The sequence below is a fragment of the Rhizobium sp. P1_E6 genome (genome assembly GCF_056405875.1).
In genome coordinates this window covers 41,022-56,242 of record NZ_JBFUBG010000025.1, presented here as the reverse complement: position 1 = coordinate 56,242, position 15,221 = coordinate 41,022, and the positions used below count along the sequence as shown (strand labels likewise).

Sequence of the window (15,221 nt, the reverse complement as noted above, 5' to 3'; positions counted from 1 at the left end):
CGCTTAGAGCGTGCGGATCCGGTCAGCGCAGAGGCTGTCGGCCCAGTCGATGACGCGATGATGCTCCACGACAATGATCGAGTTCGAAGCGAGCGAACGAAGCGTGAAAATCCGCTGTCGCTCCTCTCGTTCGATCCAGCTTGCGATGGCGTCCGTCACGATGCTGTCGCGCGGCACGTCCATCGCGTCTGCCAGAGCGTCAAGCTTTTCCGCAAGGGGGAGCGGAAGATGCGCATTAAGCGTTTTCGTTTCCATTACTGCGGTCTCCGGTAAGGCGCGATCATGGCATGAGATCGTGGCTGCTTCCACCCGTATCAATAGAGATGACGCCGATATTACCGATCATTACGAAAATATAAGGTTGCGTCGGGCTTGTATTCTCTTTGCCGCAATTCTGAACGGGCCTATATCGCGATGATGCTGCTCACTCCGATCCTCCGCCTGTTCGAAACCTGGATAGATCCGTTCCGCGCCCGCGGTAATGTCCAACCGCCGGGCAATACGCTGGGATTCATATGGTTCTATATCGGCCAAGCCAGATGGCCGTTCATCGCCATGCTGGTGCTTGGCGGCATTTCGGCGGCGATCGAGGCAGCGCTCTTCTGGTTCGTCGGGCGGCTCATCGATATTCTCGGAGCGATAAAGCCCGGGGCCGGCTGGAGCACGCTTCTTGACGCCCATGGCGGCGAGCTTTTCGGCATGCTGGCGCTGATCGGCATCGTCCGCTTCGTCGTTGCCTTCCTGATCGCGCTGATCGACCAGCAGGTCATCACGCCGGGTTTCTACAACATGGCGCGCTGGCAGTCCTATCTGCATGTGTCGCGCCAGTCGCTTGCCTTCTTCCAGAGTGATTTTTCCGGCCGCATCGTCACCAAGGTCTGGTCGGCGGGGCAGGCGACAGGCGATCTCGTGACGTCGCTGATGGAAAGCGTCTGGTTCGTTGGCATCTATGCCGTCACTACCCTCGTTCTGGTGGGGCAGCTCGATTTATCGCTCGCGGCGGTGGTTCTCTTCTGGCTGGTGGCCTTCGGCGTGCTTGCGCGCTATTTCGTGCCGCGCATCCGCTATCACTCGCGCGAGACTGCGGAAGCGGCCTCCCTGCTCAATGGCCGCATCGTCGATGCCTACAGCAATATCCAGACGTTGAAGCTCTTCGCCCGCGACGAAGAGAGCGACCGGTACATGCTCGACGGCTTCAATGCCTACCAGGAAACGGTGCTGAAGTTCACGCGCTTCATCACTGGCGTTCGCGCGTCAATGGCGCTGCTGTCGGGCCTGATGATCGTCACAATGGCAGGCATCAGCGTCGATCTGTGGCTGCGCGGACTGATCAGCTCGGGCGGGGTCGCCTTTTCGCTGACTCTGGTGCTCAGGCTGAACTTCCTGCTCGGGCGATTGATGACGCAATTCAACGGCATCATGCGCAACCTCGGAACCATCCAGAATGCGGCCGAACTGATTTCGCAGCCGCTGCATCTCGTCAACCGTCCCCATGCGAAGGAACTCGTCATCAAGCAGCCGGGCATCCGCTTCGAGAATGTTTCCTTCCATTACGGCAAGGAAAACGCAGTCATTGGGAATTTCTCGCTGACGATCCGGCCGGGCGAGAAGGTTGGTATCATCGGCCGCTCCGGCGCAGGCAAATCGACGCTCGTGAACCTTCTCCTGCGCCTTTACGATATTCAGGGTGGACGCATCCTTATCGACGGGCAGGATATCGCCGCCGTCACGCAGGAATCACTGCGCATGCAGATCGGCATGGTCAGCCAGGATACGTCGCTGCTGCATCGATCCGTGCGCGACAATATCCTGTTCGGCCGGCCAGATGCCGGCGAGGAGCGCCTCGTCGAGGCAGCCAGACGCGCCGAGGCGCTCGACTTCATCGAGTTGCTGCGGGACCAGCAGGGCCGCAAGAGTTTCGATGCGCATGTCGGCGAGCGCGGGGTCAAGCTCTCGGGCGGCCAGCGTCAGCGCATCGCCATTGCGCGTGTGATGCTCAAGAATGCGCCGATACTCGTTCTCGACGAGGCGACGTCGGCGCTCGATTCGGAAGTGGAGGAGGCGATCCAGTCGAACCTCAACCGCGTGATGGAAGGCAAGACGGTGCTGGCGATCGCCCACCGGCTTTCGACGATCGCGGCACTCGACAGGCTTGTCGTGGTCGACCGCGGCAAGATCATCGAAGAAGGCACGCATGATGCGCTTCTGAAACAGGGCGGGCTTTATGCAGAGCTCTGGGCGCGCCAGTCCGGCGGTTTCCTCGCCTCCGACGATGACGATACGCGCTCAGTATTCGCGAACGAAATCGCTGACTAGGCCATAATGGTTCGAGCCGAAGCTGTCTTCCAGCCGGCTCGTCGAGCGGATGAGCAGCGGTGGTCTTGCGAAGATATGGTCGATGCTGATGCCGAACGGCCCGGCGGAGACCGGCCAGGTCGTGGGTTCGGGAAATGCGGTGGTGAGGCCCGAACCGCGCAGTAGTTCCTGAATGGTTGGTGCGAGGATTGCGGAATTGAAATCCCCGGCAACCACCAGCGCACCGGTGCGGGACTGCATGATAGCCTTCAGCTCCACCAGTTCATCGGCCTGAAAATCGTCGAAATAAGGCTTGGTGAGGTGCGGAAACAGAAAATCTACCCAGGTTCCGTCAAAATCGATCTTGATCGAAACCAGCCTCTGCTTCCAGAGAGCGCCGAGATCGTAGACCTTGTGCGCGGCAAATGGACGTTTCGACAGCACGAGCGTATCGCAGGCGTCGCTCGTGTCGCAGCCGATGCGATATGGATAGATCTGTGCCAGCCGCGGCAATTGCGAGAAGACCGGTTGTGCTTCCATGATGTCGACCACATCGGCGCCGGATGCCAGCACGGCGTCGGCGATCTTCTCGCCGTTCCCGAAATTGTCGAACTCGATATTGAAGGACATCAGCCGGAAAAGGCGGGGGGCATCTTCCGCAGGCATTTTGCCGGCGAATTCGCGCAGCATTATGACGCCGTGGATATTCAGGAAGGTCGCCACTGCCAGCATCACGAAGCCGTACCAGTGCCGCTTGAAAAAGAGGGCAACGACCGCGCCAATGGCGCAGATGATGCTGAGATGAATCTGGAAGCTATAAACGAGCGAAAGCAGCCAGAAATCGGTGAAGTAGCGAAGCGAAACGAGAGCCAGAACGATGGTGATGAGGACGCTCAATACGCAGAAAACAGTATGCCTCATCGGCGCAAATCCAAATTCGTATGGCAAACTCACCAGCGCCTAACACGCCCCCTGCTTTGTTGCAATGCAGCAAAGTTGCAAGCCAGTGATTGCCTTAAAAAATTCACTGAAATTTCCCGCGACATTGTGCCCTCATCCCCTTGCCAAGGCTGGACATAATTTGCGATCAAGCATAGAACGCGCCGGATTGGTGGGGAATCTATGGCCGAAATATGTTGTGATAGATTCGCCGCCTCTKGAGGGGCAGGGCGGAATTCCGCGACAATTGCGCAGAGGATGGTTAAGCCGTGAGCGAACACTTAACGACAAGCGAGGCCRCAGAGCCCACTCGCCGTGATTTCCTTTATCTCACCACTGGCATGGCTGGTGCGGTCGGCGCCGTTGCGGTTGCGTGGCCGTTCATCGACCAGATGCGTCCGGACGCGTCGACGCTGGCGCTTGCTTCCATCGAAGTCGATGTTGCAAGCCTTACGCCCGGCATGTCGCTGACGGTAAAGTGGCGCGGCAAGCCAATCTTCATCCGCAACCGCACGCCGGAAGAAGTCAAGGCCGCAGCCGATGTGCAGTTGTCGGACCTCAAGGATCCGATCGCCCGCAACGCAAACCTTCCTGCCGATGCTCCTGCAACGGGCGCTGACCGCTCGGGCGGCAAAGATAAGGAAAACTGGATCGTCATGGTCGGCACCTGCACCCATCTCGGTTGCGTTCCGCTCGGTCAGGCCGGTGAATACAATGGTTGGTTCTGTCCCTGCCATGGCTCGGTCTACGACACGGCCGGCCGCATCCGCAAAGGTCCGGCGCCGCAGAACCTGGCGATTCCGACCTTTTCGTTTTTGTCCGACACGAAGATCAAGATCGGTTGAGGGGAGACTGATTAATGAGTGGCCATTCCAGCTACGAACCATCAACCGGCCTGGAAAAGTGGGTCGATGCGCGCCTTCCACTGCCGCGCATGGTCTATGACAGCTTCATTGCCTATCCGGTTCCGCGGAACCTGAACTACGCTTACACTTTCGGCGCCATGCTCGCCGTCATGTTGATCGTGCAGATCCTGACGGGTGTCACGCTCGCCATGCACTACGCCGCCGACACGACGATCGCCTTCAACTCCGTTGAAAAGATCATGCGCGACGTCAACCACGGCTGGCTGCTGCGCTATATGCATGCCAACGGCGCATCCTTCTTCTTCGTCGCCGTCTACCTGCACATCGCCCGCGGTCTCTACTACGGTTCCTACAAGGCGCCGCGCGAAATCCTCTGGATCCTCGGCGTCGTCATCTACCTCTTGATGATGGCGACCGGCTTTATGGGCTACGTTCTGCCTTGGGGGCAGATGTCCTTCTGGGGCGCGACCGTCATCACCGGCTTCTTCTCGGCCTTCCCGCTGGTCGGCGAATGGGTGCAGCAGTTCCTGCTTGGCGGCTTCGCCGTCGATCAGCCGACGCTGAACCGCTTCTTCTCGCTGCACTACCTGCTGCCCTTCATGATCGCCGGCGTCGTCGTCCTGCACATCTGGGCTCTGCATGTGGTCGGCCAGACAAATCCGACGGGGGTCGAGGTCAAGACCAAGACAGATACGGTTCGTTTCACGCCTTACGCAACGCTCAAGGATGCGCTCGGCGTCTCGATCTTCCTGCTCGTCTATGCCTACTTCGTCTTCTACCTGCCGAACTATCTCGGCCATGCCGACAACTACATTCCGGCCGACCCGCTGAAGACCCCGGCCCACATCGTTCCGGAATGGTACTTCCTGCCCTTCTACGCCATGCTGCGTTCGATCACCTTCAACGTCGGTCCGATCGACTCCAAGCTCGGCGGTGTTCTGGTGATGTTCGGCGCCATCCTCGTGCTGTTCTTCCTGCCCTGGCTCGACACTTCGAAGGTGCGTTCGGCGGTCTATCGTCCGTGGTTCAAGCTGTTCTACTGGCTGTTCGCGATCAACGCGATCATCCTGGGCTGGCTGGGTTCGCAGCCTGYGGAAGGCCTGTACACGACGATCTCGCAGGTCTGCACACTCCTCTACTTCGCCTTCTTCCTGGTCGCGATGCCGGTTCTCGGTCTGGTGGAAACACCGCGCCGCATTCCGAACTCGATCACTGAAGCGGTGCTCGAAAAGCGCAACAAGACTGCTGCGGCCAAGGCCTGAGCGAGCGACGGGAAGGACCAGAAATATGAATAAGCTTGTTGCAAGCATTCTCTCGCTTGCTGTCGTGGCCGGTCTCGGTGGCGTGGCTTTCGCCCAAGAGGCGGCTCCGGCCGCTCACCATGAGGAAAGTGCCACCCCGCACTATCCGCTGAAGGAGCCGAAGGAGATCGACTGGACCTTCGCCGGTCCGTTCGGCAATTACGACAAGGGCCAGCTGCAGCGTGGCCTGAAGGTCTACACTGAAGTCTGTTCCGCCTGCCACTCGATGAACCTCGTGCCCTTCCGCATGTTGAGCGAACTCGGCTATTCGGATGCGCAGGTGAAGACCTTCGCAGCCAATTACGAAGTCCAGGACGGCCCTGATGCCAACGGTGAGATGTTCACCCGCAAGGCGGTTCCGTCAGACCACTTCCCGTCGCCCTATCCGAACGCGGAAGCTGCCGCTGCCGCGAACAATGGTGCGGCTCCGCCGGATATGTCGCTGCTTGCCAAGGCACGCGAAGTCGAACGTGGCTTCCCACAGTTCGTTTTCGACATCTTCACCCAGTATCAGGAAAGCGGTCCGGACTATATCCACTCGCTGCTGACCGGCTACGAAGAGCCGCCGGCGGGCTTCCAGGTTCCGGCAGGCGCGCATTACAACCCGTATTTCCATGCCGCTGCCGTCCTCGCCATGCCGAAGCCGCTCTCCGACGACCAGGTCACCTATGACGACGGTTCGCCGCAGACGGTCGATCAGTATTCCAAGGATGTCTCGTCGTTCCTGATGTGGGCGTCCGAGCCGCATCTCGAAGAGCGTAAGCGCACCGGCTTCATGGTCATGATCTTCCTGCTGATCTTCACGGTACTGATCTACCTGACCAAGCGTTCGATTTACTCCCGGACTGATCACTAAGCGATCTTCATTCCCAAGGAAAAGGCGGCTTTACGGCCGCCTTTTTTATTTGGTTTGGTCCGGCGCAATTGATAGTGTGCGGCGCTTCATGCCCCTCGCAGATACGGATTTTCGATGAACAATACGCTTTCGGAGCTTGCGGCCAGCATCCGCTCCATTCCGGATTACCCCAAGCCCGGCATCATCTTTCGCGACATCACCACGTTGCTCGGCAATCCACGTGCCTTCCGCCGCGCTGTCGACGAGCTCGTGCAGCCCTATGCGGGCTTGAAGGTCGACAAGATCGCCGGCATGGAAGCGCGGGGCTTCATCCTCGGAGGTGCCGTCGCGCATCAGCTTTCCTCTGGTTTCGTTCCGATCCGCAAGAAGGGCAAGCTGCCGCATGAGACGGTGCGCATCGCCTACAGCCTGGAATATGGCGTGGACGAGATGGAGATGCACCGCGATGCCGTTCAGCCCGGCGAGAAGGTGATCCTTGTCGACGATCTGATCGCTACAGGCGGCACGGCTGTCGGTGCAACCCAGCTGCTTCGTCAGATCGGCGCTGAAGTGGTCGGCGCCTGCTTCGTCATCGACCTGCCGGATCTCGGCGGCCGCAAGAAGCTCGAAGATCTCGGTGTCGAAGTGCACACGCTGGTGGAATTCGCCGGCCACTGAGTGGGCCAGGTTAGTCGAATTCCAGCACGCTACTCTCGAAGCGGATGACTGCAATACCATTCTGGTTGACGCCTTCGCAGAGGATGGCGTTGAGATGCCAACCCGGCCGCGACGTGAGCGGCCGGCTGGAGAGAAAGGTCACCGAATAGGTGATCGTCTCGTCGACAAAGACCGGTTTTAGCCATTGCAGCTTCTGGAAGCCGGGCGAGGGACCAAGCTTTGGCGGCTCCATGCCCTGTTCCGACAGCCGGCGCATTTCTGCCATCCAGTGATCCAGAAAGCAGCGCATCCAGGCGGCCACCGTATGCCAGCCGGAGGCGCAGAGGGCGCCGAACATAGTGTCCTCCGCCGCCTGCCTGTCGATATGGAAGCGTTGCGGATCGTATTTCCTGGCAAAGCGGAGGATTTTTTCCTCGGTGAAGACGTAAGCGCCGATCTCGACCTTTTCGCCGGCGGCATAGAGTTCCGACATTCTCATGCGCCTGCCTCCGAAGTGTTGCGCATGCCGAAGATGACGGAATTTTCCGACAGGCAGACCAGTTCGCCGCGCTGGTTTTCCACCTCGTGGCGGAATTTGACGATACCGAGGCCCGGACGCGAGCGCATCGGACGTGCCTCCAGCACCGTCGAATGGCCGGAGAGCATGTCGCCCGCAAGCACCGGTTTGCGCCACTCCATGAAATCGACGCCTGGGGCGCCTTCGCAAAGTGAGTTCAACACGAAGCTGTCGGCCATCATGCGCATGAACATCGCCGAAGTGTGCCAGCCGGATGCCGCGAGGCCGCCGAGGATGCTGGCGCGGCCGGCGGCCTCGTCCAGATGCATGGGCTGTGGGTCGAACTCCGCGGCGAATTCGATGATTTCGGGTGCCGTTACCGCTTTCGGGCCGAGCGGAAATCGACGGCCGGGCTGGAAATCCTCATAGGCGAGCTTTTCTGCAGGCATCAGGGTCCCTCATCATAGGCAGGCCTCATTGCTTACAATAGCATCCGCGCGGGCTCAATGATTCCGTAGGGACGAACCAGGATGGCTGAACTAAGGTCGATACTCGATGAGGCGGCGCGCGAGGGGCTGATTACCACTGAGGCGAGCTCGCGGCTGGCGCCGTTTCTTGAGGCGCGCGGCGTGATCGTCGAGGCGCGTACGGCCGGGCCTTCGGAGCCGGCCTGGTCGGATACCGAGACGCCGCGTTTCGTGCGCGGCTTCCACGATGTGCTGATCACCATCGGCATTCTCATCGCACTTGCAGGACTCTGGGGGATTGCGTCACTCTATGCGGTGCTGCCGGCGATCCTGGTGCTAGCGGAAATCCTCATCAAGCGCCAGCGTCTCGCTCTGCCGGCCGTCGTGCTGACGCTGGCGGTCTTTGCCTGGACCTTCCGGATGATGCTGTCGCTCTATCCGTCCAATGCTGATCTGTGGCTCACCGGTGACGGTATCGACCGATTTATCGTCGCATTCCCCGTCATCATGGGGCTTTTCTATCTGCGCTATCGTGTGCCGCTTGCACTCGCGCTCTCCATCTTCTCCAGTCTTGCCCTCGTGCTGGCTCTTGTCTTCCGGATTCTCCAGTGGGCGAGCGGTGACGATGCCTTCATCCTCAATCATCCCACGCTCGTCTCGATCATCCTGTTTGCCTGCGCCGTCGGCCTGTTCGTCGCCGCACTCGGCTTCGACCTCAGCGACAGGTTCCGCCGGACGACGCGATCGGATGTCGCCTTCTGGCTTCATCTCGTCGCCGCACCCGCCCTGCTTTACAGCATACGGATATTGCTCTCGCTCGACGGCGGCTGGCTGGATATCATGGACGCCAATTCCTTCAAGACGCCTGTCGTCGTCGTAATCGTCGCGCTGCTGATGCTGGTCGGTCTCATCATCGACCGGCGCGCTTTCGTGACGTCCGGCCTGCTGACGCTGGGACTGGCGATCTATGGGATATTCCGGCAGGGGAGTGCGACCGTCGATACCTACATCTTCGGAACGCTTGTTATCGTCGGCGTGATCGTGCTCGTCATCGGTACGGGCTGGATGCCGCTTCGGCGCATCGTGCTGCGCGCCTTGCCCTCAGGCGTCGTGGAAAGGCTGCCGCCCGGCTGAGCGGCAGCTAAAAGCGTGTCGCGATCTTTCAGATCCGTTTCCCACGCTTCAGGCCTTGGTTTTCCGCATGTCGTTATCGCAAAACCGCTCCACAGTTTTGCGCGACATGTTTTGGTCAATCACGTGTTGAAGCGGAAGTGGATGACGTCGCCGTCCTGGACGACATATTCCTTGCCTTCGTCGCGTGCCTTGCCAGCTTCCTTGGCGCCGACTTCGCCGCCGAACTGGATATAGTCGTCGTAGGCGATGGTATTGGCGCGGATGAAGCCGCGTTCGAAATCCGAGTGGATCACGCCGGCGGCCTGCGGCGCCTTGGTGCCGCGCTCGATCGTCCAGGCGCGCGTTTCCTTCGGTCCGACCGTGAAATAGGTGATCAGGTGTAGCAGCTTGTAGCCGGCACGGATCAGGCGATCGAGGCCTGCTTCGTCGAGACCGAGTGCCGAGAGGAATTCCTTGGCCTCTTCATCCGGAAGCTGGGCGACCTCGGATTCTATCGCAGCCGAAATGGTGACGGTTTCGGCACCCTGAGCCTTCGCCATCGCAGCGACGGCCTCGGTATATTTGTTTCCGGTCGCGGCATCGCCTTCGGCGACGTTGCAGACATAGAGAACCGGGTGCGATGTCAGAAGGTTGAGGCCCTTCAGGATGTTGATCTCTTCGGCATCGAGCTTCGAAAGTAGCGTACGGACCGGCTTGCCGTCCTGCAGCAGCGCCAGCGAGGCCTCCATGATCGGCAGCATTGCCATGGAATCCTTGTCTTTGCTGGTGGCGCGCTTTCGCGTCTGCTCGGTGCGGCGCTCGAGGCTGTCGAGGTCGGCGAGCATCAGTTCGGTCTCGATCGTATCAGCATCGGCAACCGGGTCGATGCGGCCTTCCACGTGTGTGATGTCGCCGTCTTCGAAGCATCGCAACACATGCACGATGGCATCGACTTCGCGAATATTGGCGAGGAACTGGTTGCCGAGACCTTCACCTTTCGAGGCACCGCGCACGAGGCCGGCAATATCGACGAAGTTGATGCGGGTCGGGATGATTTCCTTGGACTTCGCGATGTTGGCAAGCTTCTGCATGCGTTCATCGGGAACAGCCACTTCGCCGGTATTCGGTTCGATCGTGCAGAAGGGATAGTTCGCCGCCTGCGCGGCCGCCGTCTTGGTGAGTGCATTGAAGAGGGTCGATTTGCCGACATTCGGCAGGCCGACGATACCGCATTTGAAGCCCATGGCTGAAACCTGCTGTTCTCTGGAAGTCCTTGGTCGTGGCTATGGGATAAAGGAGGGGAGCGGTCAAGTCTTAGAGAGCTTTTCTCGCTGCTCCCTTGCCGACAGGGCGTAGCAGCCTTATTCTTATGATAGTGGGATCCCCCCGGCACCAAGTGTCGAAATTCTGCAATCTAAAAGGTTTAGTTAGATCGAAACCCCTTCCCATGTCATCAACGGGCGGATTTCCGATGGTTGACAACGACATTGCCTTAAAACCCAAGACCAGAACGAAGCTCAAGCTGGACAAGCCGAAGCTTTACAAGGTCATCCTCGTCAATGACGATTACACGCCGCGCGAATTCGTCATCATGGTGCTGAAGGCCGTCTTCCGCATGAGCGAGGACACCGGCTACCGCGTGATGATGACGGCGCACAAGCTCGGCTCGTGCGTGGTCGTGGTCTGCACCAAGGACATAGCGGAGACCAAGGCCAAGGAGGCCATCGACCTTGCCAAGGAGATGGACTTTCCGCTGATGTTCACCACGGAACCTGAGGAATAGGGCCCGAGGAACAGGACGTGCGCGTCTCAAGACGCCCGGCGGATCTGATAGCCGGTCTTGTCCTGCACGAAGCCGCAATTTTCATAGAAACGCAGTGTTGCCGGATTTCTCGATCCGGTCAGCAGCATGATCTTGTAACAGCCGGCTTTCCAAGCTTCCGCAATCGCATGCTGGATGACTTTGCCGGCATAACCTTGCCTGCGGTGGTCGGCGTGGGTGACGACGTTTTCGATCAGCGCGTAAGAGGCGCCATTGCGCGTCAGGTTGGGCACGATGATCAGCGTTACGGTCGCAGCAGCAATCTCGCCGGCAACGCCGATGAAGATCGTCATGCCGGGCTGCGCCAGAATGGCGGAGAAACGTTCGATTGCCACATCAGGCGCGAGGACCGGATCGGTCGGGCTGAGGTGTTGGTAAAGGGTGATCAGGTTCTGCAGATCGCGGACAACCGCAGGTCGGATGCTTAAATCCCCGTCCGCCATGGCGTTCAGTCGCCCTTATTGCCGAACATCTTCTTCAGCATTTCGGCCATGGGGCCGGTTGTCGGAAGCTTCTGCTGGCTCTGATTGCGGGCCTGATGGATATGAGATTTCCCCGCCGGCTTCTTCTCCGGTTTCGGTTTTTCTTCTTCCTCCTTGCCACCGAGCGCCAGCGCGATCTTGTTCATCAGCTGGGAATCCTCTTTGCGGACCAGCATTTCGGCATTGTCGGCGAGCGTGTCGAGAAGCAGCTCCAGCCAGTCACTGTCGACCTTGGCGAAATCGCCGAGCACATGGTTATGCACCAGTTCCTTGACGCCGGGATGGCCGATTCCGAGGCGCAGGCGGCGGTATTCCTTACCGCAATGGGCGTCGAGCGATTTGATGCCATTGTGGCCGCCATGGCCGCCGCCGGTCTTCAGCCGCGCCTTGCCGGCCGGGAGATCGAGCTCGTCATAGATCGCCACGAGATCGGACGGCTGCAGCTTGTAGAAGCGCATGGCTTCGCCGACCGCTTCGCCCGACAGGTTCATGAAGGTCTGTGGCTTGATCAGCAGCACCTTCTCGCCGCCAAGCTCGCCTTCTGATATCTCGGCCTTGAACTTCTTCGACCAAGGCGAAAAGTCGTGGCGGCGGTAGATGGCATCCACTGCCATGAAGCCGATATTGTGCCGGTTGCCGGCATATTTCGCGCCGGGATTGCCGAGACCCGCGATGATCAGCATGGCCGTTTTCCTTGCAAGAGCTGTTGCCGTTCACCACCGCGAAACGGCGTTAAAGTCAAGTGGCAAAGGCGGGCGTGAACGACGGTGCGCCCATCAGTTCAGCAGATGCAGGCCATATTTGAGGAAAATCTGCTTCTGTTCGCCGCTGGCAATCAGCTTGTCCAGCGCGGCCTGCATGTGGCCCAGAAGATCGTCCGGGAAGTTCTTCTCGCAGGCGATACCCATCGGCTGGGAGGAGAGCACCGTTACCATTTCCAACGGCTGGTCGGCCTTCAGCTTGTCGAAATAGAGTTCGGAGATCGGCATCATGTCGATGCGGCCGCCGAGCAGCTTGCGCAGCGTCGCGTTGAAATCGCTGGCGACATCGAGCTTGGTGAAGCCCTTCTCCTTCAGCGTCACTTCCGTGTAATCGTCGCGCTGCGTGCCGATCACGTATTTCTTGGCGTCTTCAAGATTGGCTGCCGAAACGCCCGATCCCTGGCGGGTGATCAGGATGTTACGGTCGATGAGAAGTGGCTCGACCCATTTGAACAGACCGTTACGCGCGGCGTTATGGGCGGTCGCGAATACGCAGGTCATCGGCGTTGCGCGGGCGAGGCTGAAAGCACGAGCCCAGGGCATTACCTCGATCGTATAATCGATGCCAATATCGGCCATGACTTTCTCGACCTGGTCGACGGTCGCACCCTTGATGACCTTTCCGTCGCGGTAGTTGAAGGGGGCGTATTCCTCGGTCACGAAGGCTACCGCCTGGGCTGAAGCAGACGTGGCAAAGCAGGGTAGGGTAAGAAGTGCAAGAAGCAGCAGCTTTTTCATCGTATACCTCCCATATCTCGTCAGTTCATGAAGCACGCGCCACGTTCGGCAGCGAGATGCTCAATTCCTCGATCAGCTTTGCAGCGTTTTGCGGACGGTGGAACAGATAGCCCTGACCATAGTCGAGGCCCATTTGATGCAGTGTGCCGCATTCCTCCTCCGTCTCGATGCCTTCGGCGATGACGGTACAATTCATCTTGTGAGACAGCGTGGTGATGCCTTCGATCAGCATGCGGCTCTTCTGGCGCACGTCGTCGTCTGCATCATTGATGGCGCGGGTGAAGGACTGGTCGATCTTGATAATGTCGACCGGGAAGCGGTTGAGATAGCTCAGCGACGAGTAGCCGGTACCGAAATCGTCAAGAGCAATGCGGCAGCCGAAACGGCGAAGTTCCGTCACGATCATGCGGATCTGCGGGTTGTCGTGCATCAGTACGGCTTCAGTGATTTCGACGACGATACGATCCGGCAGGATGCCATGGCGGCCGAGGATAGCGGCAAGGCGGGCAGCGAGCGCCGGCTCGAACTGCAGCGGTGAGAAATTGATCGCGAGATAGGTGTCCTGCATGCCGGGCAGGCGGGAGATCTTCGCCAGATTGGCGATCGCCTTTTCCATGATGACATTGCCGACGCGGACGATCTTGGCGGTTTCTTCGGCCACGCTGATGATCTCGGCCGGCGGCATGAGACCCTTCTGGGGGTGGTTGAGGCGCATCAGCGCTTCGAAGCCGGCGATGCCGCGGCCGTTCAGGTTGACGATCGGCTGGAGATAGGCCTCGAACCAGTCGTCGGCGAGGCCGGCTTCGATATGGGCTTCGATCTCGGCGCGGCGGCGGGCGTGATCGAGCATGCCGCTATCGAAGATCTGCGCGCCATTCTTGCCGTCACGCTTCTTGGCGTACATGGCCATGTCGGACTTCTGCAGCAGTTCGGCAGCGGTCGCGGCGTGGTGAGGATAGATAGCGATGCCGACAGAGGCGCTCAGATGCATATCCGGGCCGAACGGCGTCTCGAAGATCGAAGCGATCTGGTCGCACATGGCGCGGGCGCGCTTTTCGGCATTCTTGGCCGGCAGCAGGATCGCGAATTCATCGCCGCCGAGACGGGCCGCTTCATCGGAGGGGGCAAGCAGGGTCTTCAGCCGCTCCACGAGCTCGATCAGGGCAGCATCACCGGCAGCATGGCCCATATTGTCGTTGATCCACTTGAAACGGTCGAGGTCGACGAAGAGGCAGGCGAGTTCCTGATCGGCGGCATCGGCGGCAGCAATCTTGCTGTCGAGCACGGCTTCGAAGCCCTGGCGGTTCAAGAGACCGGTCAGATGGTCTGATATCGCCTGGCGATGGTTGCGGTCTTCGGAGGCCTTGAGTTCCGTCACGTCGGTCATGACGGAGAGCGACTGACCTTCCTGTCCCTGGGTCGTGAGCGCCGATTCCATGATGAGGACGTCCATGATGCGGCCGTCCATGCAGACGAACTTGACGGTGACGTCGCCGGTGCCGTTTTCACGCTGGCTCTTGCGCTTGATGAACTTGTCGCGGGTGAAGGGGGTAACGAGATCGCAGAAATTCCGGCCGATGAGCGCGGCGCGATGGTAGCCGGTCGCAAACAGCCAGTAGTCGCTGACGGCGGTGATGCGGTCTTCCTCGTCGAGGGAGAAGAGCATGGCGGGCGTCAGGTTGTAGATGTCGGTGGTGCGGCGATGCGCGAGTTTCAGCTCGGTTTCCTCGTTTTCGAGCTTCGTCTGCATTTCGTTGAAGCTCTGGGCGAGCCGACCCATCTCGTCGTTCGATTGCCAATCGACATGGTGGCGGGAGCCGAGCTGACGTGTCGCCTCGATGGCGGCCGTCAGGCGCATCAGAGGCTGAATGACGAAGATGCGGTTGCCGATGAGAGCGGTCGCGAAAACGGCCAGCACCGCGAAAATGAAGATCGAGATGAAGACGACTTCCTCCTGCTTCAGGCCGGAGAACAGGCCGAGTGCCGGATAGAAGACGGAAATGCTGCCGAGGTTCTTCGGCCCATCGACGGTGTTGTAGATGATGGCTCGGGAAACCTGAACCAGCTTGCCATCGAAGGATCTCGGAATGGTCGACTGGCTCACATCGAGCTCGCCGGACTGGTCGCGGACTTCCACCTTGACGATGGCGCCCTGCGAAACGACCGTCGCGCTGATCTGGGTCACGCTATCGGCATCGAGATCCCAAAGCGGCTTGGCGAGCGCCTGAGCGTTGGCCACAAGAAGAACGGAGATATGGTCGCGTATTTCCTTGTCGGCGCGCTCAGAGGAAAGGAAAAGAAAAAGAACAAAGAGGGGAGCTACAAAAACAAGCAGCGCGCCGCAAACAATCGTAAAAAATCTGTTCTCAACGGAATTATTCATGGTTCCGTTTGCTCCACGGGGTCAAAATATTCTGCGGTCGCGCAG

16 protein-coding genes are annotated in these 15,221 nt (G+C 59.4%); 7 read left to right on the top strand and 9 right to left on the bottom strand.

All coding sequences use genetic code 11. From position 1 onward, the window contains the following. Window positions 1-3: 3 nt before the first annotated feature. Window positions 4-255, bottom strand: a complete 252-nt coding sequence (locus AC1D35_RS15215; RefSeq protein ID WP_113297563.1) for a ribbon-helix-helix domain-containing protein — start codon at window positions 253-255, stop codon at window positions 4-6. Window positions 256-417: 162 nt separating this feature from the next. Between AC1D35_RS15215 and AC1D35_RS15210 the strand changes: the two genes are divergently transcribed. Beyond that, complete coding sequence (locus AC1D35_RS15210) at window positions 418-2,316, top strand: ABC transporter ATP-binding protein (protein WP_113308855.1); 1,899 nt, start codon at window positions 418-420, stop codon at window positions 2,314-2,316. On the opposite strand, the gene AC1D35_RS15205 is transcribed toward AC1D35_RS15210, so the two are convergent. Then, the gene (locus tag AC1D35_RS15205) at window positions 2,287-3,216 is read right to left on the bottom strand and encodes an endonuclease/exonuclease/phosphatase family protein (RefSeq protein WP_113297564.1); all 930 of its coding nucleotides are present in this window, start codon (window positions 3,214-3,216) and stop codon (window positions 2,287-2,289) included. The two genes, AC1D35_RS15210 and AC1D35_RS15205, sit on opposite strands and share 30 nt — an antisense overlap. Window positions 3,217-3,503: 287 nt before the next feature. Between AC1D35_RS15205 and petA the strand changes: the two genes are divergently transcribed. From petA to AC1D35_RS15185, 4 genes are all read left to right on the top strand, one after another. Beyond that, window positions 3,504-4,079: a ubiquinol-cytochrome c reductase iron-sulfur subunit gene (gene petA, locus AC1D35_RS15200; RefSeq protein ID WP_477938849.1), complete on the top strand. Its 576-nt coding sequence runs from the start codon at window positions 3,504-3,506 to the stop codon at window positions 4,077-4,079. A gap of 14 nt (window positions 4,080-4,093) precedes the next feature. Then, on the top strand, window positions 4,094-5,362 hold the full coding sequence (locus AC1D35_RS15195) for a cytochrome b (RefSeq protein WP_477938847.1): 1,269 nt from the start codon (window positions 4,094-4,096) through the stop codon (window positions 5,360-5,362). A 25-nt stretch (window positions 5,363-5,387) separates the two neighbouring features. Continuing rightward, window positions 5,388-6,257, top strand: a complete 870-nt coding sequence (locus AC1D35_RS15190) for a cytochrome c1 (RefSeq protein ID WP_113297567.1) — start codon at window positions 5,388-5,390, stop codon at window positions 6,255-6,257. 114 nt (window positions 6,258-6,371) lie between these two features. Next, a complete protein-coding gene (locus AC1D35_RS15185) occupies window positions 6,372-6,914 on the top strand; it encodes an adenine phosphoribosyltransferase (RefSeq protein ID WP_113308808.1) in 543 nt (180 codons plus the stop codon). A 10-nt stretch (window positions 6,915-6,924) separates the two neighbouring features. Here AC1D35_RS15185 and AC1D35_RS15180 read toward each other — a convergent pair whose 3' ends face one another. Together AC1D35_RS15180 and AC1D35_RS15175 are read right to left on the bottom strand one after the other, a co-directional pair. Next, window positions 6,925-7,392 (bottom strand): MaoC family dehydratase, encoded by a 468-nt coding sequence (locus AC1D35_RS15180; RefSeq protein ID WP_113308809.1) that lies wholly within the window; start codon window positions 7,390-7,392, stop codon window positions 6,925-6,927. Continuing rightward, window positions 7,389-7,859: a MaoC family dehydratase gene (locus tag AC1D35_RS15175; RefSeq protein WP_113297570.1), complete on the bottom strand. Its 471-nt coding sequence runs from the start codon at window positions 7,857-7,859 to the stop codon at window positions 7,389-7,391. The genes AC1D35_RS15180 and AC1D35_RS15175 overlap by 4 nt, the downstream gene beginning before the upstream one ends. 81 nt (window positions 7,860-7,940) lie before the next feature. Here AC1D35_RS15175 and AC1D35_RS15170 point away from each other — a divergent pair, with 81 nt between their 5' ends. Further along, window positions 7,941-9,011: a hypothetical protein gene (locus AC1D35_RS15170; protein ID WP_113308810.1), complete on the top strand. Its 1,071-nt coding sequence runs from the start codon at window positions 7,941-7,943 to the stop codon at window positions 9,009-9,011. 119 nt (window positions 9,012-9,130) lie between these two features. Here AC1D35_RS15170 and ychF read toward each other — a convergent pair whose 3' ends face one another. Further along, window positions 9,131-10,234, bottom strand: coding sequence for a redox-regulated ATPase YchF (gene ychF / locus AC1D35_RS15165; RefSeq protein ID WP_113297572.1), 1,104 nt, complete (start codon window positions 10,232-10,234; stop codon window positions 9,131-9,133). A gap of 227 nt (window positions 10,235-10,461) precedes the next feature. On the opposite strand from ychF, the gene clpS reads away from it, so the two are divergent. Next, window positions 10,462-10,773, top strand: a complete 312-nt coding sequence (gene clpS / locus AC1D35_RS15160) for an ATP-dependent Clp protease adapter ClpS (RefSeq protein WP_113297573.1) — start codon at window positions 10,462-10,464, stop codon at window positions 10,771-10,773. Between the two features lie 26 nt (window positions 10,774-10,799). Here the strand turns inward: clpS and AC1D35_RS15155 are convergent, their stop codons facing one another. From AC1D35_RS15155 to AC1D35_RS15140, 4 genes are all read right to left on the bottom strand, one after another. Then, on the bottom strand, window positions 10,800-11,255 hold the full coding sequence (locus AC1D35_RS15155; RefSeq protein WP_477852514.1) for an N-acetyltransferase family protein: 456 nt from the start codon (window positions 11,253-11,255) through the stop codon (window positions 10,800-10,802). Window positions 11,256-11,260: 5 nt separating this feature from the next. Continuing rightward, window positions 11,261-11,977: an aminoacyl-tRNA hydrolase gene (gene pth, locus AC1D35_RS15150; protein ID WP_113308812.1), complete on the bottom strand. Its 717-nt coding sequence runs from the start codon at window positions 11,975-11,977 to the stop codon at window positions 11,261-11,263. A 93-nt stretch (window positions 11,978-12,070) separates the two neighbouring features. Continuing rightward, a complete protein-coding gene (locus tag AC1D35_RS15145; RefSeq protein WP_113308813.1) occupies window positions 12,071-12,793 on the bottom strand; it encodes a transporter substrate-binding domain-containing protein in 723 nt (240 codons plus the stop codon). Between the two features lie 25 nt (window positions 12,794-12,818). Further along, window positions 12,819-15,176, bottom strand: a complete 2,358-nt coding sequence (locus AC1D35_RS15140) for an EAL domain-containing protein (RefSeq protein WP_113297577.1) — start codon at window positions 15,174-15,176, stop codon at window positions 12,819-12,821. Window positions 15,177-15,221 lie beyond the last annotated feature (45 nt).

Coding starts and splice junctions, on each gene's coding strand:
- AC1D35_RS15215 (WP_113297563.1), bottom strand. CDS start 255: ATGGAAACGAAAACGCTTAATGCGCATCTTCCGCTCCCCCTTGCGGAA.
- AC1D35_RS15210 (WP_113308855.1), top strand. CDS start 418: ATGCTGCTCACTCCGATCCTCCGCCTGTTCGAAACCTGGATAGATCCG.
- AC1D35_RS15205 (WP_113297564.1), bottom strand. CDS start 3,216: ATGAGGCATACTGTTTTCTGCGTATTGAGCGTCCTCATCACCATCGTT.
- AC1D35_RS15190 (WP_113297567.1), top strand. CDS start 5,388: ATGAATAAGCTTGTTGCAAGCATTCTCTCGCTTGCTGTCGTGGCCGGT.
- AC1D35_RS15185 (WP_113308808.1), top strand. CDS start 6,372: ATGAACAATACGCTTTCGGAGCTTGCGGCCAGCATCCGCTCCATTCCG.
- AC1D35_RS15180 (WP_113308809.1), bottom strand. CDS start 7,392: ATGAGAATGTCGGAACTCTATGCCGCCGGCGAAAAGGTCGAGATCGGC.
- AC1D35_RS15175 (WP_113297570.1), bottom strand. CDS start 7,859: ATGCCTGCAGAAAAGCTCGCCTATGAGGATTTCCAGCCCGGCCGTCGA.
- AC1D35_RS15170 (WP_113308810.1), top strand. CDS start 7,941: ATGGCTGAACTAAGGTCGATACTCGATGAGGCGGCGCGCGAGGGGCTG.
- ychF (WP_113297572.1), bottom strand. CDS start 10,234: ATGGGCTTCAAATGCGGTATCGTCGGCCTGCCGAATGTCGGCAAATCG.
- clpS (WP_113297573.1), top strand. CDS start 10,462: ATGGTTGACAACGACATTGCCTTAAAACCCAAGACCAGAACGAAGCTC.
- AC1D35_RS15155 (WP_477852514.1), bottom strand. CDS start 11,255: ATGGCGGACGGGGATTTAAGCATCCGACCTGCGGTTGTCCGCGATCTG.
- pth (WP_113308812.1), bottom strand. CDS start 11,977: ATGCTGATCATCGCGGGTCTCGGCAATCCCGGCGCGAAATATGCCGGC.
- AC1D35_RS15145 (WP_113308813.1), bottom strand. CDS start 12,793: ATGAAAAAGCTGCTGCTTCTTGCACTTCTTACCCTACCCTGCTTTGCC.
- AC1D35_RS15140 (WP_113297577.1), bottom strand. CDS start 15,176: ATGAATAATTCCGTTGAGAACAGATTTTTTACGATTGTTTGCGGCGCG.